General features: G+C 48.7%; 22 protein-coding genes. 9 read left to right on the forward strand and 13 right to left on the reverse strand.

What is annotated here, in order from left to right; all coding sequences use genetic code 11:
* Positions 1 to 2 precede the first annotated feature (2 nt).
* The 4 genes from RCA23_RS04075 to flgB form a co-directional block, all read right to left on the reverse strand.
* On the reverse strand, positions 3 to 3,764 hold the full coding sequence (locus RCA23_RS04075; protein WP_044049211.1) for a flagellar hook-basal body complex protein: 3,762 nt from the start codon (positions 3,762 to 3,764) through the stop codon (positions 3 to 5).
* A gap of 67 nt (positions 3,765 to 3,831) precedes the next feature.
* On the reverse strand, positions 3,832 to 4,533 hold the full coding sequence (locus RCA23_RS04080) for a flagellar hook capping FlgD N-terminal domain-containing protein (RefSeq protein ID WP_044051270.1): 702 nt from the start codon (positions 4,531 to 4,533) through the stop codon (positions 3,832 to 3,834).
* A 15-nt stretch (positions 4,534 to 4,548) separates the two neighbouring features.
* Complete coding sequence (gene flgC / locus RCA23_RS04085) at positions 4,549 to 4,965, reverse strand: flagellar basal body rod protein FlgC (RefSeq protein WP_044049212.1); 417 nt, start codon at positions 4,963 to 4,965, stop codon at positions 4,549 to 4,551.
* 1 nt (position 4,966) lies between these two features.
* The gene (gene flgB / locus RCA23_RS04090) at positions 4,967 to 5,353 is read right to left on the reverse strand and encodes a flagellar basal body rod protein FlgB (RefSeq protein WP_044049213.1); all 387 of its coding nucleotides are present in this window, start codon (positions 5,351 to 5,353) and stop codon (positions 4,967 to 4,969) included.
* Between the two features lie 94 nt (positions 5,354 to 5,447).
* Between flgB and RCA23_RS04095 the strand changes: the two genes are divergently transcribed.
* Complete coding sequence (locus RCA23_RS04095; RefSeq protein WP_044049214.1) at positions 5,448 to 5,990, forward strand: DUF7302 family protein; 543 nt, start codon at positions 5,448 to 5,450, stop codon at positions 5,988 to 5,990.
* Positions 5,991 to 5,992: 2 nt separating this feature from the next.
* Positions 5,993 to 6,349: a hypothetical protein gene (locus tag RCA23_RS04100; protein ID WP_044049215.1), complete on the forward strand. Its 357-nt coding sequence runs from the start codon at positions 5,993 to 5,995 to the stop codon at positions 6,347 to 6,349.
* Between the two features lie 8 nt (positions 6,350 to 6,357).
* On the opposite strand, the gene RCA23_RS04105 is transcribed toward RCA23_RS04100, so the two are convergent.
* The 4 genes from RCA23_RS04105 to flhA are packed head-to-tail and all read right to left on the reverse strand — an operon-like array spanning position 6,358 to position 11,358.
* Positions 6,358 to 7,083 (reverse strand): sigma-70 family RNA polymerase sigma factor, encoded by a 726-nt coding sequence (locus RCA23_RS04105; RefSeq protein ID WP_044049216.1) that lies wholly within the window; start codon positions 7,081 to 7,083, stop codon positions 6,358 to 6,360.
* Positions 7,080 to 7,886 carry a MinD/ParA family protein gene (locus RCA23_RS04110; protein ID WP_044049217.1) on the reverse strand — a complete coding sequence of 269 codons (807 nt, stop codon included), beginning with the start codon at positions 7,884 to 7,886 and terminating at the stop codon, positions 7,080 to 7,082. The genes RCA23_RS04105 and RCA23_RS04110 overlap by 4 nt, the downstream gene beginning before the upstream one ends.
* The gene (locus RCA23_RS04115) at positions 7,883 to 9,184 is read right to left on the reverse strand and encodes a hypothetical protein (RefSeq protein ID WP_169701324.1); all 1,302 of its coding nucleotides are present in this window, start codon (positions 9,182 to 9,184) and stop codon (positions 7,883 to 7,885) included. The genes RCA23_RS04110 and RCA23_RS04115 overlap by 4 nt, the downstream gene beginning before the upstream one ends.
* Before the next feature lie 11 nt (positions 9,185 to 9,195).
* Positions 9,196 to 11,358 (reverse strand): flagellar biosynthesis protein FlhA, encoded by a 2,163-nt coding sequence (flhA, locus tag RCA23_RS04120; protein ID WP_052377026.1) that lies wholly within the window; start codon positions 11,356 to 11,358, stop codon positions 9,196 to 9,198.
* Positions 11,359 to 11,606: 248 nt separating this feature from the next.
* On the opposite strand from flhA, the gene RCA23_RS04125 reads away from it, so the two are divergent.
* Genes RCA23_RS04125 through RCA23_RS04145 form a run of 5 tightly spaced genes read left to right on the forward strand, consistent with a single transcriptional unit; the run spans position 11,607 to position 14,742 of the window.
* Complete coding sequence (locus RCA23_RS04125; RefSeq protein ID WP_052377027.1) at positions 11,607 to 12,200, forward strand: LPP20 family lipoprotein; 594 nt, start codon at positions 11,607 to 11,609, stop codon at positions 12,198 to 12,200.
* A gap of 5 nt (positions 12,201 to 12,205) precedes the next feature.
* Positions 12,206 to 13,351: a flagellar assembly protein T N-terminal domain-containing protein gene (locus RCA23_RS04130; protein WP_236631423.1), complete on the forward strand. Its 1,146-nt coding sequence runs from the start codon at positions 12,206 to 12,208 to the stop codon at positions 13,349 to 13,351.
* Positions 13,348 to 14,088: a flagellar basal body P-ring formation chaperone FlgA gene (gene flgA / locus RCA23_RS04135; protein ID WP_044049220.1), complete on the forward strand. Its 741-nt coding sequence runs from the start codon at positions 13,348 to 13,350 to the stop codon at positions 14,086 to 14,088. Before RCA23_RS04130 ends, flgA begins: the two co-directional genes overlap by 4 nt.
* Positions 14,089 to 14,122: 34 nt before the next feature.
* On the forward strand, positions 14,123 to 14,422 hold the full coding sequence (locus tag RCA23_RS04140; protein WP_044049221.1) for a flagellar biosynthesis anti-sigma factor FlgM: 300 nt from the start codon (positions 14,123 to 14,125) through the stop codon (positions 14,420 to 14,422).
* 29 nt (positions 14,423 to 14,451) lie between these two features.
* Positions 14,452 to 14,742, forward strand: a complete 291-nt coding sequence (locus RCA23_RS04145; protein ID WP_044049222.1) for a hypothetical protein — start codon at positions 14,452 to 14,454, stop codon at positions 14,740 to 14,742.
* A 17-nt stretch (positions 14,743 to 14,759) separates the two neighbouring features.
* Here the strand turns inward: RCA23_RS04145 and RCA23_RS04150 are convergent, their stop codons facing one another.
* Both RCA23_RS04150 and RCA23_RS04155 read right to left on the reverse strand, forming a co-directional pair.
* Positions 14,760 to 15,392 carry an SEL1-like repeat protein gene (locus RCA23_RS04150; RefSeq protein WP_052377028.1) on the reverse strand — a complete coding sequence of 211 codons (633 nt, stop codon included), beginning with the start codon at positions 15,390 to 15,392 and terminating at the stop codon, positions 14,760 to 14,762.
* Positions 15,389 to 15,778 (reverse strand): hypothetical protein, encoded by a 390-nt coding sequence (locus RCA23_RS04155; RefSeq protein WP_044049223.1) that lies wholly within the window; start codon positions 15,776 to 15,778, stop codon positions 15,389 to 15,391. The genes RCA23_RS04150 and RCA23_RS04155 overlap by 4 nt, the downstream gene beginning before the upstream one ends.
* A gap of 175 nt (positions 15,779 to 15,953) precedes the next feature.
* Here RCA23_RS04155 and RCA23_RS04160 point away from each other — a divergent pair, with 175 nt between their 5' ends.
* Entirely contained in the window at positions 15,954 to 17,105 is a 1,152-nt protein-coding gene (locus tag RCA23_RS04160) for a sigma-54 interaction domain-containing protein (RefSeq protein WP_052377029.1), read from the forward strand.
* On the opposite strand, the gene fliD is transcribed toward RCA23_RS04160, so the two are convergent.
* The 3 genes from fliD to RCA23_RS04175 all read right to left on the reverse strand — a co-directional run bounded on the left by fliD (position 17,077) and on the right by RCA23_RS04175 (position 20,812).
* Positions 17,077 to 18,714: a flagellar filament capping protein FliD gene (fliD, locus tag RCA23_RS04165; protein ID WP_044049224.1), complete on the reverse strand. Its 1,638-nt coding sequence runs from the start codon at positions 18,712 to 18,714 to the stop codon at positions 17,077 to 17,079. The two genes, RCA23_RS04160 and fliD, sit on opposite strands and share 29 nt — an antisense overlap.
* Before the next feature lie 74 nt (positions 18,715 to 18,788).
* Positions 18,789 to 20,012, reverse strand: a complete 1,224-nt coding sequence (locus tag RCA23_RS04170; protein ID WP_044049225.1) for an OmpA family protein — start codon at positions 20,010 to 20,012, stop codon at positions 18,789 to 18,791.
* Positions 20,013 to 20,050: 38 nt separating this feature from the next.
* The gene (locus RCA23_RS04175; RefSeq protein ID WP_044049226.1) at positions 20,051 to 20,812 is read right to left on the reverse strand and encodes a motility protein A; all 762 of its coding nucleotides are present in this window, start codon (positions 20,810 to 20,812) and stop codon (positions 20,051 to 20,053) included.
* A gap of 156 nt (positions 20,813 to 20,968) precedes the next feature.
* Here RCA23_RS04175 and RCA23_RS04180 point away from each other — a divergent pair, with 156 nt between their 5' ends.
* Complete coding sequence (locus tag RCA23_RS04180; RefSeq protein ID WP_044049227.1) at positions 20,969 to 21,436, forward strand: Lcl C-terminal domain-containing protein; 468 nt, start codon at positions 20,969 to 20,971, stop codon at positions 21,434 to 21,436.
* Positions 21,437 to 21,449 lie beyond the last annotated feature (13 nt).

Here is a 21,449-nt window from a genome sequence, read left to right on the forward strand (position 1 = left end):
ACTTACATGCGGATATTAATGATAGTTTGGGTCAAGCTGGTCGTGGTCTCGATGGCCTTGGCCGAGGCTTGATAGTTCCGTTGTGCGGTAATCAAGTTCACCAGCTCTTCGGTAATATCCACATTCGAGCGCTCCAGCGAACCTGAGAGGATATTCCCAAACCCTTCGGCGCCCGCTTCGCCAACCTGCGGCGTGCCACTGACGGCAGTTTCCACATAGGTTGCGTTCCCAATCTGCTTTAGACCGTTTTGGTTGTTAAAGTTGGCGACAACGATTTTACCCAATGGGTTGTTTTGGCCGTTGGTATAGTTGGCGCGAATGGTCCCGGAACTGTCAATTTCCAAACCATCCAAACGACCGGATGTGAAACCATCCTGCTCGACGGACAATACAGAAAATGGCTGCGCGAACTGGCTGGAGAGGGAGTAGTCGATATCTAGGGAGATCGAGAACCCTTCTGCTTGTTGTTCATAGCGTACGTCGTTTTTCGGGCTCACCAGTTTACCTGTTTTGTCGAAGGTTAACTCGCCTTCGTCAATGTAGAGCGGATAATAACCATCCACCATGCTTTCTGGTGGTGTGGTGACTACATCCCCTTGCGCATCGACATATAGGGCAATGCCGTCGGAATTTGTGGCTTGCACCAAGTTAAAGATCTTCGGAACCGATCCCACACCCAAAGGCACATCATCCAGGCCAAGGCGTGCAGCGCCTTTGACTTTGATGGTAGACGATTCCCCGGTGGTCCCGGTGGTAAAGGTGAAGTTATTATCCGCGGCAGAAAAGCGCACAGTCACACCGCCAACAGCTTCTCCGGTCAGGGGGGAGGTGATCTGATTGATCCTTTCCTCCAAAGCGCTCGCCAATGTGGTTCCCACATAGTTCCCCGCCGGGATGTCGATGATCCCCGCGATCCCGTTGACTGACACGTTGAAGCGGTTTTCATTATTGGAGGAGGTTAGCCGGAATACTTCGGTCAAATCCCCCTGGGCCGCGCGCCCGGTTGAAATAGCCGGCGCAGCCGCAAGACCGCGACCTTCTTGGAAAGTAAAGTCCTGCTTCGTTGCACCAAAGCCGAACAGTGCATTTTCGCCTCCGCCGATGATGCGATTGTCTAGACTAATAACTTCACTTTGATCTGCAGCTCCGCCGCCGTCGGTTGAAATGATCCGACGGCCGATTTGAATATTTGACGATTTTTGATCTTCGCCCACACCCAAAGCGCCATTAGCGGCAATAGTTTCTCCGGTAGACCCACTGGCAACGGTAAAAGATTTAGTGTCGCCGTTATATTGCACGCTGATCCCGTAGCGTTTGTCGTTGAGCCTGACCTCTTCGCCGTCTGCAATAAAAGATTCTGTAGACAAGATTTCTCCGCCGCGGATGAGCACTTGCTCTGCGGCACCACTTGAGGGAATGCCCAATCCATTGGTGCTTTCTGCATCTGCTGCGCCGTAAACAGAGAAGGCGTTAAAATTACTTCCCGTCCCAGTTCCAAGTACGGTCCGATCGGCTGTAAATTGAAAGCGTTGTTCTAATTCATCATAGGTTATCTTGATCGGAGGGTTGTTTTCGTCAATCCAAGAAATTTTTGAGCTGGGTGTGTCCAATCCAAGAGCTGTTTTGGCGGCGGATGTTCCGATCAATGTATTGCCAAAGGATAATGCCGATGCTGCAGCCGTGGTGGTTTGTGAAGTTGAACGCTGCGCCGAAGATCCAATTTCGCGCACGACAATGCGTTTGGAGTTGAATGTCTCAAAAGCGCCCTCGACTGGGTTAACTGCACCCTCCACAAAGGCCTCTAGATTTTGTGATGTTTCAAACAAAATTGATAAGTTAGTTTCGGCCAGCTCGAATCTCGATTCAGGCAAGTTCAAGCCGGAAGTGTCAATGCGAAGGCTTCGGTACGCTGTTCCAACACTCGGTTCAATCAATGAATTTTCAAAGACACGCAGTTCACGGCCATTGAGATGGGTTTCAAAATCACCCGTGGCATTTGTAATGGGTCCAACAAGCCGTATTGCAGAGGACGCGGGTATGCCAAAATCAGCGGGCACGTTGATGGTTAAGGTATTTTGCGTGTTATCATAGACCACGGCATCTCCTGAAGCGTTTAATACGCCACCCGTGACGCCTTTCAGTGCGAGTTTCTTATCATACACGGATAATGTTGGACGATCTCCAAAATAAGAATAGGACAGAAACCGCTTATTGTCGGGAGAGACACCTTCTTCTTTATGCGTAACTTCAATAACCTCTGGCGATGTATAAATTGACGACATCGCTGCGCCAATAGTTCGAGTAAATAACCGGCCCTCGACGCCCAGTGCTGAAGCGCCAGAACCCAACGTGTCGTCTGCGTCATAGATATAGTCGTTGAGCTCATCGTTTATTCTTGTTTGCGTGTGTGACAGAAATTCTTCACGGCTGAAGTCAGGTGACGCGCCCTCCACATCCAAGTTCATGAGTTCGGACACAGATGTGTCTTGAAGAATGTCTATTTCGATTTTATTTTGCAGACCGCTCAATGATCCATCTGCTCCAAGTTTGAATAAATCAATTGTCATTTTATCGTCAATATTCTGATAAACTTGGATTTTTTTGTCGTCTCCGTAAGCTTCATTAATCGCGCGCTCCACCTCTGACGCGAGTTGTTCAGCGTTGTAAAGGCCGGGACGGACATCGATGGAGACAGGTGCATCACTGTCATCAACATTGACCGTCAAAAAATCTTTGCCCCAGAAAATATCACTATCACTTTTTCCACCTTCGCGCGTCGCTTTGAACAAAAGTGGATCAGTCACGATCTCAACCAATTTGTCGCCTTCTTCACCAAAGTCAAAAGCACTTTGCTCGCCGCGCAATGTGGCCGGCTGTGAGGAGACCTGTTGTTTAAGATCATCCAATTTATAGAGTGGCGATCCTTTGCCTTCTAGGAAGTAGTTATCGTCGGGCACTTCAGTGGTTTGATTGCCAAAGCGATCAATGAATAGTTGCTTTTCGGTATCATCCACGGCCTTAACCAGATCAGGTTGGATGATTGTGTCATTGATCACCAAACGCGTGTCATATTTGTTGGTTGGATCATCGCCGGAGGCGTTTTGGGTTTTGATAAAGTAAATCGTTGCAATCGTTGGGTTTCCGAGGTCATCAAAGATGGTGATAGATGTTGAGTTTGTGTAGGTATTGGGGTCATTTGCGTCAAAAGTATAGCCATCTTCGAATTGGCTTAATTGTGTGACAACGGGTGCATCCGCCGGGACGTTCACCCCTAGATCGATTTTTCCTGTCGCTTTGGGCTCACCCGAGGTCACGGGCAATTGCAATGGAACAGCGCTGTCGAGATCTTTGGCGGTCACCGAGCCGTCAAGGTTCACAGGATAGGTCATCAAATATTGGCCTGCGCTGTCTACAACGTAGCGATCATTGTCGACGTTGAAAGAGCCATTCCGTGTGTAAACCGTTTGGGTTGAGGTCAAAGATGGTTTCAATGCGAAGAACCCCTGACCTGAGACCGCAAGGTCAAGCGCGTTCAGTGACGACGCGATGTTACCCTGGGTAAACTGCTGTTTCACCCCTTTTAGAATGGTACCCGAACCAATCGATGAGGACGCGTTTTGCAAAGGAGAGGTCGCGAAGATGTCACCGAACTCGGCCCGGCTGCGTTTAAAGCCCGTGGTCCCAACGTTCGCAATGTTATTTGACGTTGATGCAATCTCAGCTTGAGCACCATTTAGCCCAGTCAAAGCGGTATAAAATGACATGTTGTACCCTTTCTTAATTTCCGGCGACTGTTGAGCGCCTTAAGCGTGTTGTGTTGCTCTCAACGCGTTAACGAATGCGATCAATGCTGTTTGCACTAATCGTGCCATAATCTTGGACATCCAGCGTGGCGGTGGTAGATTCATCTCCGAAGGACGAGGCGGACAGCACTTTTGCGTAAACCGAGGGGCCGATACTCTCCATGCCTTTGCCGGTGTTTGCCTCAATATCGACCTTGATTTTGCGCTGGGCATCTCGTAATGCGGCGGGGATATCCGTCCAACTAAACCCGACTAAACCCGTGCCCTGCGGCCCCAGATCTTCATTGTGCAGCAGCTCGCCGGTGGCGGCATCGGAATAGCTCACGCGCGTCGCACTGGCTGCCTGCGGCAACTCAAAAACGCCATGAATTTCTCCATTGCTATCGGGTCGGGCCAGGCCGCCGGGCACCAAAACGGAATGACCAAGCAGTGTCGAGGCCGTGGCGATCCGGGCCTGTCTCATGTCGGCCGAGAGTGCACTTAGATTTTTATTGATCTCTTCAATGCCCGAAACTGTGGAGAACTGAGCCATTTGCGCGATGAAATCCCCGTTTTCCATGGGCGCAAACGGGTCTTGGTTTTGAAGCTGTGCCGTCATCAACTGTAAAAAGTCATCTTGGCCCAATTTGTCCGAAGATGCGCGTTGTTCGGCGGTTTTATTGGTGTTGATCCCAAGTTTATCAAATATGGCTTGTTGTGCCGCGGCCCCGGCTGAATCTACATTTGACATGATTTTTCCTTTCACCTAGCGGCCCATATTTACCGTGCGCATCATTAATGAGCGCAACGTGGAGACGACTTCTAAATTATTTTGGTACTGACGAGATGCCTCTAACATTTCGACCATCTCTTCTTCGATGTTGACTGCAGATCCCCAAACGTAACCTCCTTCATCAGCTTTCGGATGACTGGGCAGGTGGACCCGTTGGGGTTGCAGATCTGAAGTTGTAATTCCGCTTACGTTAACGGATGCAATGCCTGAACTTTCTGCATGTGTGGCATATTCAGTTTCAAATACCGGTTTGATAGCCACAAATGCCTCTTCCTTACTTCCTGCAAAGCTTTTCGCATTGGCAAGGTTGCTGGCGACTGTATTTAACCGAGTTAATTGCGCCGACATGGCACGGCCAGAGATGTCAAAAATATTCTGAATACCAGCCATTTTATTCCCCTTTAATCGCGGACATGAGCCCCGATATTTTACGGTTTAAAAACGTCAAAGATGTCTGGTAGCGGATAACGTTTTCTGAAAATTCCATCTGCTCAACCGACAATTCAACAGTGTTGCCGTCGAGTGATGGGTTGATTGGCGTGCGATATTCAAGCGAACCGCCCATTGACTTTCCGCCGCTTGTGATGTGATTGCTGCTGGTGGTCGTGATTGGGCCGGAGGGCATAGCCTTAGCAAGAGCCGCTTCAAAATCGATATCCCGCGCTTTAAAGTGCGGTGTTGCTGCGTTAGCGATGTTTGACGCCAAGATATTATTGCGCTTTGATCGCAATGCTAGTGCGTCATCATGTAAACCGAAGTGATCGCGGATACCGTTCATGTCTGTCTCGTTTCTTCAACTCTTAGAGGGATGCTCCCCATCTTGGAGCGATAATTGCAAGTTGGATGCCAAACGGTCCTAAGAAAGAAAAAAAATGTTAAAGAACTCAGAAAAATCTCCAGCGCGGGAAGACGCCAGTAAAAAACTTTCTGCAAATTTAATGCGTATCCGCACTAAAATTCTTAAAACTGTACAAGACGAAACCTTGGATGATGCGCTATCTTTCTTGAAAGAGCGGTATGATGTGGAGAAAGATGTCAACATCCGCTTGGCAACAATGGCTGCGCAGTCCTGGATCATTCGGCAAAAATTTGTTCGTATTGGTTTGGATGAACCCTCATCTGTGAAGGATCATATGGGGGAGTTTCTGCCAAAGAATAAATTGGCCGCGATGAAGCCAAAGGCTAAATCGGAGGAGCCTGTTAAACTAACGGCACAAGATGGTCCGACTGGATGGCAATTGGTCAAAATCATAAAAGAAACCGAAGTCAACGGAATGCAGTTTTTTGAAAATACCACGATTAATGTCAGTGATGCTGATGCAGAGAAATTGATATCTGCAAATAAAGCCGAGAAAGTAGAAGCTGAAGCGCCGCCGTCCGCGCCGAAGAAGCCGGCCAAAAAAGCGAAGGAATAATCATGAAAGCGTCTACAATAGCCGGTCTTTTGGCCCTTGGAGTTATTGCCGGTGTTGGGATTACAAGCCTTGGATCTTTAAAAAGATTTGAGCATCGTACAATGAGCTGTTCAAACCCAATGATCGGTCCATTTGAGCTGGTGGTCAACAGGGCTAAAGTTGGACAGACCGCACAGCTAACCCAACCACAGGGGAGTTTTACTTTGATTATTACGGCGATCTCAAATGGGGTTATTATCGCCGATCATGACCAGCGGCGTTTGCGGTTTTCCATAGATTTTGCGAATGAAAAAGTCTTGGTACAAGAAAACTCAAAGTTGAAAAGCTCAAAATGTAAAACCACAGAGTTTTCCATGTGAGTTCTCTTTTAGCTGGGCGACTCAAGGAATTCGGCCATTCCTTCTCTAAGGTGACCAATCGCAGATTTCTTGATTTGTGAGACACGTCCGGTGGTCACCCCAAGGATTTCTGCAATCTCATAAACATTCAATTCCTCTACATAGTAGAGCTGCATGACCAAAGCTTCGCGCTCTGATAGCTTTGCCAATTGGTCTCTCAAGCCTCTTTTCATTTCGTTATTGCTTAAGGACTCTTCCGGATTGGCTTCTTTGGAAACGAACCAAATGGAATGTGCATCATGCATTTCATCTAGCGATTGATGTAAATTTGCCTCAAAAGCCTGTTGCCACCGGCGTAATTCTTCGGTCGTCAATTCCAAAATCCCAGCAACTTCATCGTCTGATGGAGCGCGTTGCAACTTTCGCTCTAGGCTTAGGATCGTTTTATCTACTTTTTGTTTCATCGCGATTGTCGTGCGACATAAATTTGAGCTGCGCCTCAAATGATCTACGATAGACCCGCGAATACGGATTTTGGCGTAGCTGCTAAAGGTTACACCTGGTTTTTTGACGTATTTCTGGCTTGCGTCAATTAAGCCAATATATCCGACCTGCAGTAAATCATCCACTTCAACGGCACCCTTTGCTCGTCCATAGAAATAAAACGCGAGTTTTCGGACCGTTTGCAGTTCTGACATAATCAGATCTTCCGGGTCCGGTTTCTGCTCTTGGTAATATCCCTTACTTACAGTCATGATCCTTCTTTCGGTGAGGTAGATCCGTCGAAAAAACGTATCCCGTCAAACGCGTTCATTGGAGCTTTCAGTGTTTCCCGCGCAAGCGACTTGAAGGCCATGAGTTCCTTCTCATGAGCCTTAGATGCGGTGGAAAGGAGCGCCTTGCGCTGTACAACCGCGCGTCGCATTGCGTTTGAAAAGGGGATATGCCCTGCAAAGGTCAGATTTACATCTAGAAATTTTGTGGCAATACTCTGGAATTTTTCAAAATTTTTGAAGGCTTCCGCGCCGTCTTTCGCCATATTAATGACGATGGAAAAATGATGAAGCTTATGTTCATATTGGGCGGCCTTTATGACCGCGTAAGCATCCATGAAACTTGTGGGTTCCGCAACCACCACGACCAGCACGCGCTGGGATGCGGCAACAAACGCCAAAGCACTGTCACTCGCGCCTGCAGGGGCGTCGGTAATGAGAATGTCTGTTTTACTTTGCAAAGAGTCGACATTTCGAATGAGTTGATAGCGCGCGCGCGCGTCAATGTTCATCATGTCAACCAGGCCACTCCCTCCCGCTAAAAGCTTCACGCCATCGGGTCCAGTCTCGATTATTTCTTCAATTGTTAAATCACCAGTGAGCGTATCATAGAGTGTTTTTTGAGCATTTTTACCCATCAATATGTGAGAATTGGCTAACCCAAAATCTGCATCAAAAAGGCACACTCGATGACCAAGTTGCGCGTACATAATCGCCAGGTTAACGGCAATACATGTCTTCCCTACGCCACCCTTACCGCTAGCGATTGTGATTGTGCTGGTCATGAATTTTTGCCCAAACTCGTGTTATCTACTTCTGTTGTAGGTTCTATAGCATATGCTTGTAAATGTTGTTCCATAATTTGACTTGTGGCTTTCGCTAAATTTCCTTTGAGATCAGTACTGCCAGTCAACCAACCTACTTTGGCTGCTTTAGTAAGCAGTTTGGAGAATTCTGGAATGGAAAATTCAAATTCGTCCAGCTTTGTTAGCACAACATGCGCATTTAACTCCGTGGCCTTGTCTAATTCATTGGAAAGCCTATCGGTGGCTAAACCGCTTGGTATAGCCATTATAACCTGTACTTTGTGATCACCAAAGTGAGCTTGTAATTCAGGCCAAATCTCAATTATTTCGTTAGTTGTACAGGCCACATCGATAATTTGTATCGTATTGGACTCGATTGGGCGCCAGGCCTTTGGTCGGGAAATTGACCAACGAGAGATTGGGGCATCTAACAGTTTTGCGTAGTGTCTTAAAAGGCTGGAGTGAGGTCGATTGATGTTAGCTAAGCTGACAAACTTTACACCACGTGTTTTCGTGTTTTCGTGTATCATAGAAGCAAATTTTGCGCTTAAAGTGGTCTTTCCGCTGCCAGAGGGGCCGACAACTAAAATCACATCTGCGTCCAGAGTGCTCGGTGCCTCATGCGCAACCATCTGCTTAGATAGGTGGGCGATTAGATTAGTATTCGAAGTTGGCAGGCCCTGGGCGCTTTGTATCAACATGGAAGCATGAATTAAATTGCGATCAAAGCCCAACTGCACCAAACTGTGATGGGTAAGGCTCGATGATAAAGGAGCGCTTAGGACTCCTTCTTTTGATATTTTCTCTTCAAGACCGAAAGGTGAAATAAGTTTTAATTCTTGCTCCAATTTCGTGACACGCGCTTCAATACTCTGGTTTTCTTTCTCTTCTCTTGTGTCTTGGCCCGGTTTTGCTTGCGAGGGTACGATTTTTAAACTCGGTTCGATTCGCGCCGCTTGTTTGCCTGGGGTCGTTAAGGAATCCTGCTCAACTATCTGTTCTGATGATTTTTTTACAGGGTTTTTTATGCCATCTTTGGCAGGGTCAGTCTGTACCTTGGGGAAAGAGTAAAACTGTTTTTCCATCTCTTTTTCAAATACAGTTTGAATGGCTTTGGGGCGACGAGGAGAGCTGTTCAGTGGATCAAGGCTCGCCTTAATCTGCACCAGGCCATCTTGGTGGGATGTGGAAAGGATATAGGCTTCAGATCCAAGTTGCCTTACAACTTCATCCATCGCCATAGCGCTATCGGGAGCTGTCACTGTGATTGTGGGCATGTTTATTCCCTTCATACGGTTTCAGGTTGGCGTTCTGATGCCTTCGGCACATCAGCGCGGTCGTCATCAGAGGCAAGGGCATCAAATCCACCGATTGTGGCGTAGACTTCAACACGTCGGTTTTCCGGCAATTCCGTAAAGCTCAGGATGATGATGTCTGGCACATGGCTGCGGACGAAGTCGGAAAACAACCGGCGAATTTGGGGCGCGACGACCATGATGCTCGGGCGGCCTTCAGCGCTTAGCTTCTCACTTGTTTCATTGATAGAGCGCATGAGTTGCTGGGCTAAAGTACCTTCTAATATCAACCCTTCATCGCCGCTCTGACGCGCGGTGCGCAGCATCAGCTGCTCAAGCTCAGGTGTAAGGGTCATCAATGGCAATACAGTGCCAAGTGGCGCGACCTGCTGGATCAGAAGTGGGGCCAAAGAGGGGCGCAGGGCTTCTGCCATTTCATTGGGGCCCATGTTGGGACCAACAAGATTCGATAGGCCTTCCAGCACGCGGCGGAAATCAGAAATTGGTATACGTTCAGATAGCAATCGGCGTAAGACGAGCGTCAGCACGTGAAGTGGAATTAATTTTGGCACAATGGATTTAACAAGGTTTGGGCTGATTTCGGACAGACGATCCAAGAGGGTTTGCACATCATCTTGTCCAACCAAGTCAGCGGCATGTTTGGTGAGTAACTGGCTCAAATGGGTGGAAATCACAGAGTCAGGCTCAACCACGGCATAATCATGGGCTTCGGCTTCTGCTTGCTGCTCTGGGCGGATCCAGATGGCATCAATGCCGAAGGAAGGATCTTTCACTTCAATTCCATCTAGCTGAATATGTGTTCCGTCACCGGGTAGGGCCAACTTGCGGTCGGGATATATAATGTCCTCTCCAACGATGGTTTGCCCGATGCGGATTCGATACTGGTTGGGCTCCAAGGACAGATCATCACGGATGCGCACGCCAGGGACCACAAAGCCCAAGCCGCGAGAGACTTCCCGACGAATACCAGTGACGCGGCTCACGAGAGGGCCCGATTGTTCTTCATCGACCAGGCCAATTAATCCATAGCCTAGTTGCATTGAGATTGCTGAATAATCGGTGATATCTGATAACAGTACAGAGTCCGCCTCTGGCTCCTCATCATCCGCATCGGCAAGCTCCTCTAGCTCATCGTCTATCACCTTTTGAGCCTCTGATTGGCGGGAGAAATAAGCAGCTGCGGCTGCCATGCCCGCAAAAGCGATGAACAATTGGTTAGGCATGCCTGGAACCAATCCAATTATGAACATGACGAGTGCGGTGGGAATCCAAGCGCGTGAGAGGTTGACCTGGCCGCCAATATGTTGAGCCATGTCCTGGGTTGAGGAGACGCGGGTGACGATGATGGCTGTGGCAATCGACAACAGCAGCGACGGGATTTGGGCCACAAGACCATCACCAATGGAGAGCAAGATATAGGCTTGCGCGGCATCGCCGACGGCCATGTCATGCTGCGCGATACCAATAATCAGCCCGCCCAAGATGTTAATCGCAAGGATCAGCAAGCCAGCGACTGCGTCACCTTTGACAAATTTTGACGCCCCATCCATGGAGCCATAAAAATCCGCCTCATTGCCAATTTCTTGGCGGCGTGCGGTCGCTTCTTCTGGCGTCAAAATGCCTGCGTTCAAATCGGCGTCAATGGCCATTTGTTTTCCGGGCATGGCGTCTAAGGTGAACCTTGCGGATACTTCCGATACTCGGCCGGCACCTTTGGTAATAACCACGAGATTGATAATCACGAGAATGACAAAAACGAAGATGCCAACTGCGTAATTCCCAGCGACTACAAAATCGCCGAAAGCCTTGATGACCTGCCCTGCGGCGTCACTGCCTGTATGACCTTCGCTCAAAACAATGCGCGTTGAAGCCACATTCAAGGCCAATCGCAAGACCGTTGCGATCAAGATTAAGTTTGGAAAAGAGGAAAAATCAAGTGGGCGGTGGGTGTGCAGGGCGACCATTAGTATCAGCAGGGACAGGACTATATTGACCACGAAGAATGTGTCCAAAAGAAAGACTGGTAATGGCAAAACCATCATCGCGACCAAGATCAAAATGCCAATGGGCAGAACGGAACCGCCCATGGCAGATTTAAGGTCAGCTGTCAGGATTTGGTTGCGTGTCAGATCCATGACATGGTGCCCCCGTCAAAAACCCGACCACTGGCAAAGCGAGCATGCGCAGCTATAAGAGTCGTGTTTATTGAATAAATGGACGATTTCACGGTCTTGTGTTCCTTGTTTTGGTAGGCGGCGAAGGCCTTACAAGCTAGAAGAAGCAAAACCCGTGCCAACTGATTAAATCTTTTTTAGTGGGAGAAGACTGCTTGGCATGGAACCTGCAGGGTTGAGGCAATGAATTCCCACAGGAGCTATGAACAATGCGCCATCATTCGACCCAAAAACCGTCGCGACCCTATGTTTGGACCATTGTGGCCGGGCTTTGCGCCTTGAGCCTGTCTGGTTGCAGTGATCTTATGTCCGGTTTTGACTTAACCGGAAAAACTCAAGCCGAGATTACGTCGCAAGAGCAAGCCAAAGAATTGAAAGTTGTGCGGACGGCTCTCAAGTCCGACACGCCGAAGAAAGCGGCCAGCCCTCTGTCATCTAACTTGCCCGTGCCAGTGGTTGCCGCATCGGCAACTGTTCCAACAATTTCCGCTATAGGCTATTCTTCGATCGGATCCCAACCAGGTAAGACTTTGAACCAACGCCGTCTCATGGCCATCCGAGCCGCGCGAATGGACGCCATGCGCATGCTGACAGAGCAGGTGCATGGATTGACCGTGCTGGGGGATACGCAGGTCTCCGAGAATGTGGTGCAATCTGATGTCTTCCGCGCATCCCTGGCGGGATTGATTGCCGGTGCGCGCACGGTTAAGATCGAACCAAAGGGCTCTGACACCTATGCTGTAACGCTCGAAATTGATCGCGGTACAATCCGGCAATTGCTACGCGCCAACCGTAGCTGGTGATCGTGATGCGGGCCGGCGGTCAAACAGTCTTACGCGGCATAAAATATGTGCTCATCGCCGTCACATTTATTGCGGCTATGCCTGTATCGGCCGAGGGTGAAATAAAACGCGTTGAGGCCGTGGGACAGGCGGTTGCGACCGGCGCAGCCTCTGATGCGCGCCTCAGGTCCCGCGCCTTGCAAGATGCGCTCTATCAGGCGGCCCTCAAGGGTGGCGCAAGGATAAACGGTTATAGCGTCACCTCTAACGCTGTTTTGACAAGTGATGTATTGGTGGTCAGACCAGACAGTCAGATTCTTGACTATAGGATAGTGGAGGAGAAGGTGACCCGCTCCACCGCAAGGATTGCTATTCAAGCTTATGTTGGGCGCATCGATACACCGCCCGCTTGCGCTCGCCGGGCCGTTTTGGACATTGGGCTACAACGCCCGCAGGTAAAACTAGCGGCTTCTGCGCCCGCCTGGCTGATTGCAACTGAAGAGGTGACCGCAGCGCTGCTAGATCGCGACATCAACGCGCTCGACGGTGTGACCCTATTTGAGGCATCCGACGTTAGCAGGCAAAGCCAATCCAGTCTGGCGGCGGAGTTTGACTATACATCTTTAACCCTTGGTGTGCTGCAAGAGGCTGGCGCCAAGGCTCAAGCAAAAACCCTATCCACTACTATTTCTTTATCTGGCAGTAAAAGCAGTGCGTTCAAAAACGGTCTGTTGGTCCAAGTTGAAAGTAAGTTATTTGATCCCAGCTTGGAGAGCGCGCCTTTGGTGCGGGTGGTGACGCGGGAATTGTTACTGAATCGCACCACGCCAATCCAGTTGGTGAACGCAAATTCCCGCGCGACTCGGCAAGAAATCTTGACGCAAATCGGAGCTATGGCGCGTGATATGGCGCGCGATATGATTGTTCAAAGGATGTGCCAATCCCTTTCCGCTAAGTTGGTCCTGCGCGAAGGAACACTCACAGCCCCTTTCGGCCGGAATGATGGCCTCACCCGCCATCATCTTGCCTATACACAGGGCAGGGATACGCCCTATGAAATTCTGGAAATTGAAGTCCTAAACGATCAATCCGCCGAAGTTCGTCCTTTGGATAGTTCACGGACAAGCGCGTTCTTTGCCGGTCAAACCGTTCAATTTATGGAGCTGAAATGAGAGCCTTTTCGCATCGACTTGGGTTACTGATCCCACCGATGATAGCCGCCATTGCCGTTCTTACACCGGCTTTGGCCAATACGGTTGTGACCGGATTAGATATCAAATCTGCAATCTTAGAGCGGCTGGCACATGAAGACATCATGGCCGTGCCGAAAGTTGCGGATCATAGGCTTTACTACACATGCGATCAGGCTCTTCTTGTGGAGGCAAAATACCCGGGCAAATGGGATACCGTGACCGTTACCTGTCCACATCAAGATGTCGCGTTATCATGGTCGGTAATGATCCGAGTTGTGGACGCGTCCCCTGGGTTTAAGGAAAACAATCAACCTGACGCTAACAATTCACCTAAAGTCGTCGTATTAATAGCAAGTGTTAAAAAAGGAGAAGTTTTAACGCCCGATATTGTGACACTCACTCCCGCGCCACGCGGATCGAGAATAGGCTCATTCTATCGGATAGAAGATGTGGTAGGACGCAGAACAACTCAAGCTATAAGCGCAATGCAACCACTCCGCGCGCGCAACTTAGAGTTCGATTGGGCGCTGACAACTGGGCAGCCGGTGCAAATTGTGCAACGAATATCTGGCCTAGAAATTTCAACGATCGGCGAAGCCCTTGATAATGCGCAGATTGGTGATATTACGGACGTAAGAAATATAAAGTCGGGTAAAATAATTGCGGTTCGTGTAAAAAGTTCAAGAAAAGTTACACCAATCGCTAACATCAACTAGATCTGCGTCGTTAATGGTTTATCAGGAGGATGTCATGGTTGACGCTATTAAACATAACATGCGGCAAATGCTTGTGCCAGGCGCACAGGATGCCAAGGCGGCGCCGCCCCGAGGTGGGCAAGCGTCCGCAGACGTTACAGCGGTCTCGGCGGGTTCTGTCGATGCCAGTAGCTTGTCTATAAAGGCTTCGGTCTCTGCGTTGGGGGAAACACCACCGATTGATATCGAGGTTGTAAGCCGGATCAAGCAACAGATTGAAGCCGGGAAATACCCGATTAATCTAGATTTGGTCTCCGAGCGCCTTATGGAAAGTTACCTAGAAATGAAGGGCTGAACTGTTCGCAGTATTTGGTAGTCATCGCAATGGAAATTGACAAATCATTAGATGAAGCCGCGGCCCTCATTTCAAAATGTTGGGATTTAAGAAACAACCCCAATGATCTAGGCGTTTGTAGAGTTCAAATTCAGACTTTAGTCTCAGATATTATTGAGCAAAGTCAGATTGAACGGGGAGCGTTTCCCGTAACCGAGCAGGTGATTCAAAAATTGGCCGAGCTTGTGCGTAAATTTGACGAATTAGAAGCTAAACTTGATAATCATAAATCAGCTATAGACGCGGTGATTTCTAATGCGGTTCAATCAGACCGCAAATAAACAAATTTATTAAGAATTCAATTCTCAGCGAAAGCAGAATTTTCAAAAATTTCGACAGATTTATTTTGAGCGGCAATCAAATCGATAGATTCCAAGTAGTTTGCAACATCCCTACTGCCTTCAAAACCACCTTTTATACCCACAGCTTGTGCAATCGAATACCAAATATAGGCGGTTTCGTAGTCCGGCTCTGTTAAAAATTCAAAGTGAAGTCGCGCGAATTTCATGATTGCGTGAGATGTGCCGTCAGCCAATTGTTTGGTCAACCGTTCCAAAATTCGAGTGTGGTTGCTGTCCATGTCCTCTGCAGGCAAGATGCCCGCGAGTTCGGATACTAAGGTCTGTGCGCGGGGCTCTCCGCCGAGATCCGACAGAACCGCCCAATAGTAGGCTTCCGAATAGTTTCTCGGCTGTCCCATTCCTGCCTTAATCAACAGGGCAGCATTGAACTGAGCGTCACTAATATCATCTTCGGCAAGATTTTTGAAAAGCATGAGCGCCTTACGATAGGCTTTTGCATGGACTGCAGTGACGGCTTCCTCAAATTGCTGGTCGGTATCCGTTTCGTGGGTATTGGCGCAAAGGAAATTTGGTAAAACCAGGAATGCGAGTAAAAACCACAAGGGCAATATATGGCGCGGTACGCTCATTTTCCGGCCACCATAACCAATTGCAAATACAGAACTCTAGACTTAAACTTTGATCCTTGCTGCTGTTCATAAACGACAATTTTAGGTCGATCCGCAGTGGTCTTACTGACCTCTACAAGCATAGTTGATGGTAGGTGCACACCACTGTCCGCCAGCGCCTGTAAGGGGTCCGTCATAAAGTCTTTTTCAAATTGCAAATCCAACCAGGCGCGTGCTAACGCCCGGCCCAGAATATCGGGCAAGCGATTGCGAACCTCTTCACGATTTGTCAGAATGACGTCTCCATCTGCCAGCAACAGTTTCGATTCTTGTTTAGGCTTGCGTAACGCAATCGCAGTCGATGCCGTAGGTACAGCTACCAATGCAGTTGAGACTTTGCGTTCCATGTGGCGACCTCAAGTATCATCCTTGCCAGCAAACTGGAGTATTTGCGATAAGAGTATATTTAAGTACATATTTAATTTACTGGCAACACACAAGAAGTTAGATGTTACTAACATCTTAGTATAGGATTTTTATTGTATTAATTATATTGTAGACATAATCTTATGTTGCGACGCTATGAATGGTAAAAATGACAAGTTGACTAAGTTAACCGCGCATAAAAATGATTCAATCATAGTTGGAAGCTCAAAGCCAACGATGGATATGAGGCATCTTATAGAAATTGTTGCTTCTTCCAACGGACCTGTATTGGTCTGTGGTCCAACAGGAGCAGGTAAGGAGTTGGTGGCAGAAGAAATTCATACGCACAGTGCGAGATCAGGCAAGTTGATAGCGCTAAATTGCGCCGCTATTCCGGGTGATCTTATTGAGTCAGAGTTGTTTGGGTATGAAAAAGGTGCCTTTACCGGTGCTGACAAACAACGCATTGGTCGCTTTGAACAATCCCACCGTGGAACACTTTTCTTAGATGAAATCGGAGATATGCCACTCGCTTTACAATCCAAATTACTGCGCGTTTTGGAAAACCACTCAATCCAGAGAGTTGGCGGCAAGAGCGATGTTAAATTGGATTTAAGAATTGTCTGCGCGACACATAAAAATTTGCAGGATATGGTTGAGGAAGGTACATTTCGTGCAGATTTATTTTATCGATTGAATGTCTTCCCGATCACGGTGCCACCTTTAAAACAAAGAGGTGAGGATGTTTTGGAATTGCTTACCGTACTTATAGATAAACGGCGCGAGCAATCTCCAGGCGTTCCCCTGCCCGTGTTTTCACAGAACGCTTTAACGGCCTTGATGAGTTATGATTGGCCCGGGAATGTGCGCGAACTTAGAAACGTTGTGGAACGGGCTTTTATAATCTTTTCCGGTGCGGAGGTGAGTGGCAAACATGTCCGCGAAAACCTCTTAACGCTTCGGGTGCCTGGCGTTGTTCCTGAGGAAGAAAATAATGCGATGTGGGAGGCAACGCGTGATTTACCAGGTCATGCGACGGGGCAAGTGTTCGGTTCTGACGAGGCCATATTGCCTCAACCGGAAGACTATCGGAACTGGTTTGAACATGACGACCACATCGATTTACGTCGCCATTTGCGCGACATTGAAGTTGTGTTGATTGAGGCTGCGCTTCAGGAAACAGGGGGGATGGTAAGTGCAGCAGCTGATCGACTTAATATTGGTCGAACCACGCTGATACAGAAGATGAATAAGCTGATGATTGCGAAAGATATTAAAGTTAGCTCTCCTTCGCCCAGGCATCCATGAGTGTCGTAATATAATCACCAGTTGACTTAAGTTGGGTGACTGCTTTTTCCATTTCTGCAAACTTACGAAGCTCTCGAGCCTGTATAATATCGGCCTTTGTCTCCGCTTCGGTAAGCTGTTCCTTGTATTCGCTCGAACGGGCATTCAGATATGTTTCTTTTTTGGTTATGTCCCCTGAGGTGGCCGTAATCGTCTCTAAGTAGGTTGATAACTTATCGACAAGGGACTGACCAACGTAAACTTTGGTGCTGAGATCGCCATCCGCTTGTACATGGTTTCCGGCGTTAATGACCAACCCACTAAATGTGCCGCCGATTTTGTAAAATTCCCGGGCCCCTGCGCTGTTAATTCTCGAAGATAGCGATATTTCATTGAGCGTTGCGGTATCGCTGGCGGCATCATAGGCAAAGCTATGTACGCCCTCAGGTGGCGTTGCGTTGGAGCTAAAGCTGACCTCTAATGTGTCGAGTTCTATGGCATTTAGGGAGTTGTAAATCGCATCTAGCTTCTCTGGATTGTTGATTAGAATTGTCTCTAGTTGAGTTTCATCGAGGCTTAAACTTCCGTCCCTATTGGTTTTAACGCCTACCTCTGACAAATATACTGGATTATCTCCAAATCCATTTAGGGGCGCTGTTGTGATTGAGCTCAATTCACGTTTGATGGCAGATATGGATGCGTCACCGGCCAATGCGCCAGGTTCTGTGCCATTAGCCCCTCGGGCTGTTGCTGCTGCCAAATAACTGCGCATTGTATTGATTTGATCGATCAGAGCTTGCAAGTCAGCTTTAGCGGTTGTTAGGTTTGTGGCGACTGTTAGATTAACATTTGAGGTTGTGACCTCATTAAGCGTCAGGGTCGTACCCGCTACAATATCAGATATAGTGTTGGTTTCGCGTGAAATAGTAATGCCGTTGACAATCAGTTCGGCATCCTGCGCAGCAGTAATTTCATTGCCGCCGTCAGTCGTGTCAAAATCTGTTGGCCCGCCAGATGAGGCGGTCAGACGCAATGCATTTTCGGCGCCATAATCAGACATGACACTCAAGGAAAATGTGCCATCCCCTTTGGCAATAACCTGAGCTGTCACTCCGCTTAAAGCATTTAAAACATTTGAAAACTCGGACAGGGATGTGCCACCGCTGGCGATTGTAACCGTTTGCGCTGTGCCGCCCGGATTCGTTGTGAACACATTATTTACGGACCAAGAACCTGTTTCTATAGTTAAATTTCCCGCTGGAATTGTCGCGTCGAGTGAGGCAAAACCTTCGAATTCTAGCACCTGCCTTGTGGCCAATTGATTGGTTTTTACAGACATAGATCCGGTTTCTAATGCGCTCATGTCCGTCACGGCAATGGCGGTGGCGGCGCTGGAGCTTTGAACTTGAAATATGCCGGTTGCACCTGCAACGCTCAGGGCACCTTCCAGAGTTGCTGCGCGCGCGCGAAATTTTGCAACCTCTGAAATAGCGAGATCGTTTTCGCTCACCTGTTTGTTGATGAGTGCTTTTGCAGGTTCAATTTCGGCTGCAACTATACTGTCCACCAGCTGCGTGATGTTTAGACCGGAGCCGCCGCTGTTTAAAGTACTCAAATAATCAACAGCCATGAACCTATGCCCTTTGCTTGACTCTCGTGTAGTTTAACGACCAGCTTCAGAAGATTTTAAGTCTTGTGAGTGGGTTAAAAACTGATTTCAATTTCGATACGGCGGTTTTTTTCGCGCCCCTCGGGTGTGTCATTATCCGCGACAGGCTTGGTTTCGCCGAGGCTAACAGCTTTTAACTTGCCGGCGGGCACAAGTCCGGTGGATTGCATAGATTGCACCACGCTCGCAGCCCGCGCTGCGGCCAAATCCCAGTTGTCTCTATAGAGCGCGCCGTCAGATATTTGAACATTGTCTGTATGGCCGGTGACTGTCACTTCGCTGTTGGATGTCATAGAAGCAAAAGCCACGCGGCTTAGAATATCTGTTGCGGCGCCTGTGAGATCTGCTGAACCTGAGGGGAAAGCGCCGCCCGAACCTACTGTGACAAAAACAGAACCATCTCGACGTTCAACGGTCACCAAACCTTGTTCAATTTCATCTTGTAGCGCTACTGCCAATTGATTTTCGGTGAGCGTCGCATTGGCAAGAACGGCTTGTTCGCGTACCTCGTTTTCTTGTTCCCTCGCGGAGGGTCCGGGCCCATTGCCCTCGGCGTTAACGGCCATGGACAGCTCTTTCAGCTGTTGTTCCAAGCCGCCCAAAAGAATTTCGCTCTTCGCTTGTCCGCTGGCGTTTCGTGCTTCGGCCAAAGCTGCCAAAGTCTCTTCCAGCAGACTGGGTAGATCTTTTTCCGTTTCGTTAGGGGATGGGAAATTGATTACAACATTTTCCCCCAGCATTTCGACGGAGACATCGCCATCTTGAATGGCGGATTGAAGCGCTGCACCCAATTCAGCCGCATCCATTTGTGCCGCCGTGCGTTCGCCTTGCATGTCACCTGTCTGTCCGGTCCCTTGATTTTGGCCAAAATCGTCTTGACGATTGCCGTCTACTGAATCTTCTTTTTTACTATCAACCTCAATTTCGGGTTTCTGCAGTTCCGTTGTTTGCTGCGTCATTTCTTGGGTGACAGAGGGGCTAGGCGAGGGGCTAAACTCAAGAGAAATCACGGTTGTCCCCTTGGGTTGTTCCACCACGGGCACAGTTTTTTGGACGCCGAAAGCGTTTTTAAGGGATCCGGAAATCATTTTAAATTTTGGTGTATTGAATTCTGCAAAGGACAAAATCAGAACAAAAAAGGCCATCAGCAATGTAGCCATATCGGCAAAAGTTGCCATCCATGCCGGCGCGCCGACTGGCGGACACTTTGGGCATTCGTCTTCGTCTTCGTCTTCTTCAATATCGGCAGGTTCAGCCATAACAGCCTCCGGTGTGGCGCAAGTCGGTGTTTATGATGTTACGCCGCTTCAAGTTTTGCTTGTTGTTTCGGCGGCAAGTTTGCTGCCATCTGGTCTTGGATCGTGCGCGGGCTTTCGCTTTTGGCAATACCGCTCAGACCGGAAATGACCATCTGGCGATAGGTCGTCTCGTGAAGCGTATAGCCTTCCAGCTTCGTGAGCATGGGAGCGAACAGCACATTGGCTATAAACGCGCCGTATAGGGTGGTCAGCAAAGCCACGGCCATAGCAGGGCCGATCGCTTTTGGATCCGCCATATTCCCCAGCATGAGCACCAAACCAACCAAGGTTCCGATCATGCCCATTGCTGGACCGATGTCGATCCAAGCTTTGATGACGCCTTGATTAGCCTCGTGGCGCAGCTTCATTGCTTTGATCTCTTGGTTCATTTGCCTTACCAAAGTGCGCTCATCTGCGCCATCGACTAACATCTGCAAACCTTTTTCGAAAAATTTGTCGGGAACGGCCTGACCCTCAAGAGCCATCATGCCATCTTTCCGCGCAACAGCTGCCAGTTCGATCATGCGCTCAATCATAGCATCTGGCTTTTTAACGGGGGGTAAAAACGCTTTTGACATGGCGCCAAAACTGCCCAGAAAAACGGGCAGGGGCGCTGTATACATGACAGCAAAAAATGTTCCGCCGAACACGATCAAGATCGATGCCGTATCAATGAACGCCCCGAGGCCGCCCCCAGAGAGCATGGCGCCCACGATCATGCCAACTGCGCCCACCAGGCCAATAAGAGAAGCTAGATCCATTCTGAGTACCTTTTCATCGTTGTCGACATTTCATCTTCAATTTTCGTACCAAGTTGGAATTGGTCGGAAACTAAATTGTTTAACTCCGCACAAAAAAGTCGAAGGTGGTATACATATTGCTGTATGTAACACACTAACTCTAGCGGTGAGAGAAAAATGTTAAAGAAACTAGTTTTGATATTAGGGCTGATTTTGGCGACTTCAACTCATGCACAATTCTACAAACAGGGAAACTTCGTAACCGATTTGGAACAGGGTATCATTTGGCTGCGTTGCTCATTGGGTCAGCGATGGGATCCGACAAAGGACCAGTGTCAGGGGGAGGCTATGCGGCTCAGCCATGCCGAGATAGACCAGGCAATTTTACAGGCAAATGAACAGCTTGGAGGGAAATGGCGTTTACCCAGCCTGGCAGAATTGGAGGGTATCGTTTGCCTTGAATGTCCTGCGCCAAAAATTGATAAAAATATTTTCCCAAATACTGCGAGCGAGCCGTATTGGACATCGGAGGCAAATTGGATCGCCCCACGCAGCCGTTGGAGTGTCAGTTTTATGACGGGCCTGAAATATGGCAGGTTCTTCCCACAACAGCAATTAGCTGTCCGTCTTGTTTCGGATCGTTAGGCCGTTTTAGAGC

It is taken from the genome of Planktomarina temperata RCA23 (assembly GCF_000738435.1).
GTDB lineage: Bacteria > Pseudomonadota > Alphaproteobacteria > Rhodobacterales > Rhodobacteraceae > Planktomarina > Planktomarina temperata.

Coding starts and splice junctions, on each gene's coding strand:
- RCA23_RS04155 (WP_044049223.1), bottom strand. CDS start 15,778: ATGGAACGCAAAGTCTCAACTGCATTGGTAGCTGTACCTACGGCATCG.
- RCA23_RS04150 (WP_052377028.1), bottom strand. CDS start 15,392: ATGAGCGTACCGCGCCATATATTGCCCTTGTGGTTTTTACTCGCATTC.
- RCA23_RS04115 (WP_169701324.1), bottom strand. CDS start 9,184: ATGCCCACAATCACAGTGACAGCTCCCGATAGCGCTATGGCGATGGAT.
- RCA23_RS04075 (WP_044049211.1), bottom strand. CDS start 3,764: ATGTCATTTTATACCGCTTTGACTGGGCTAAATGGTGCTCAAGCTGAG.
- RCA23_RS04105 (WP_044049216.1), bottom strand. CDS start 7,083: ATGACTGTAAGTAAGGGATATTACCAAGAGCAGAAACCGGACCCGGAA.
- flgB (WP_044049213.1), bottom strand. CDS start 5,353: ATGAACGGTATCCGCGATCACTTCGGTTTACATGATGACGCACTAGCA.
- RCA23_RS04130 (WP_236631423.1), top strand. CDS start 12,206: ATGCGGGCCGGCGGTCAAACAGTCTTACGCGGCATAAAATATGTGCTC.
- RCA23_RS04125 (WP_052377027.1), top strand. CDS start 11,607: ATGCGCCATCATTCGACCCAAAAACCGTCGCGACCCTATGTTTGGACC.
- RCA23_RS04145 (WP_044049222.1), top strand. CDS start 14,452: ATGGAAATTGACAAATCATTAGATGAAGCCGCGGCCCTCATTTCAAAA.
- RCA23_RS04100 (WP_044049215.1), top strand. CDS start 5,993: ATGAAAGCGTCTACAATAGCCGGTCTTTTGGCCCTTGGAGTTATTGCC.
- RCA23_RS04095 (WP_044049214.1), top strand. CDS start 5,448: ATGTTAAAGAACTCAGAAAAATCTCCAGCGCGGGAAGACGCCAGTAAA.
- RCA23_RS04110 (WP_044049217.1), bottom strand. CDS start 7,886: ATGACCAGCACAATCACAATCGCTAGCGGTAAGGGTGGCGTAGGGAAG.
- flhA (WP_052377026.1), bottom strand. CDS start 11,358: ATGGATCTGACACGCAACCAAATCCTGACAGCTGACCTTAAATCTGCC.
- fliD (WP_044049224.1), bottom strand. CDS start 18,714: ATGGCTGTTGATTATTTGAGTACTTTAAACAGCGGCGGCTCCGGTCTA.
- RCA23_RS04080 (WP_044051270.1), bottom strand. CDS start 4,533: ATGTCAAATGTAGATTCAGCCGGGGCCGCGGCACAACAAGCCATATTT.
- RCA23_RS04140 (WP_044049221.1), top strand. CDS start 14,123: ATGGTTGACGCTATTAAACATAACATGCGGCAAATGCTTGTGCCAGGC.
- flgC (WP_044049212.1), bottom strand. CDS start 4,965: ATGGCTGGTATTCAGAATATTTTTGACATCTCTGGCCGTGCCATGTCG.
- RCA23_RS04170 (WP_044049225.1), bottom strand. CDS start 20,012: ATGGCTGAACCTGCCGATATTGAAGAAGACGAAGACGAAGACGAATGC.
- RCA23_RS04180 (WP_044049227.1), top strand. CDS start 20,969: ATGTTAAAGAAACTAGTTTTGATATTAGGGCTGATTTTGGCGACTTCA.
- flgA (WP_044049220.1), top strand. CDS start 13,348: ATGAGAGCCTTTTCGCATCGACTTGGGTTACTGATCCCACCGATGATA.
- RCA23_RS04175 (WP_044049226.1), bottom strand. CDS start 20,812: ATGGATCTAGCTTCTCTTATTGGCCTGGTGGGCGCAGTTGGCATGATC.
- RCA23_RS04160 (WP_052377029.1), top strand. CDS start 15,954: ATGAATGGTAAAAATGACAAGTTGACTAAGTTAACCGCGCATAAAAAT.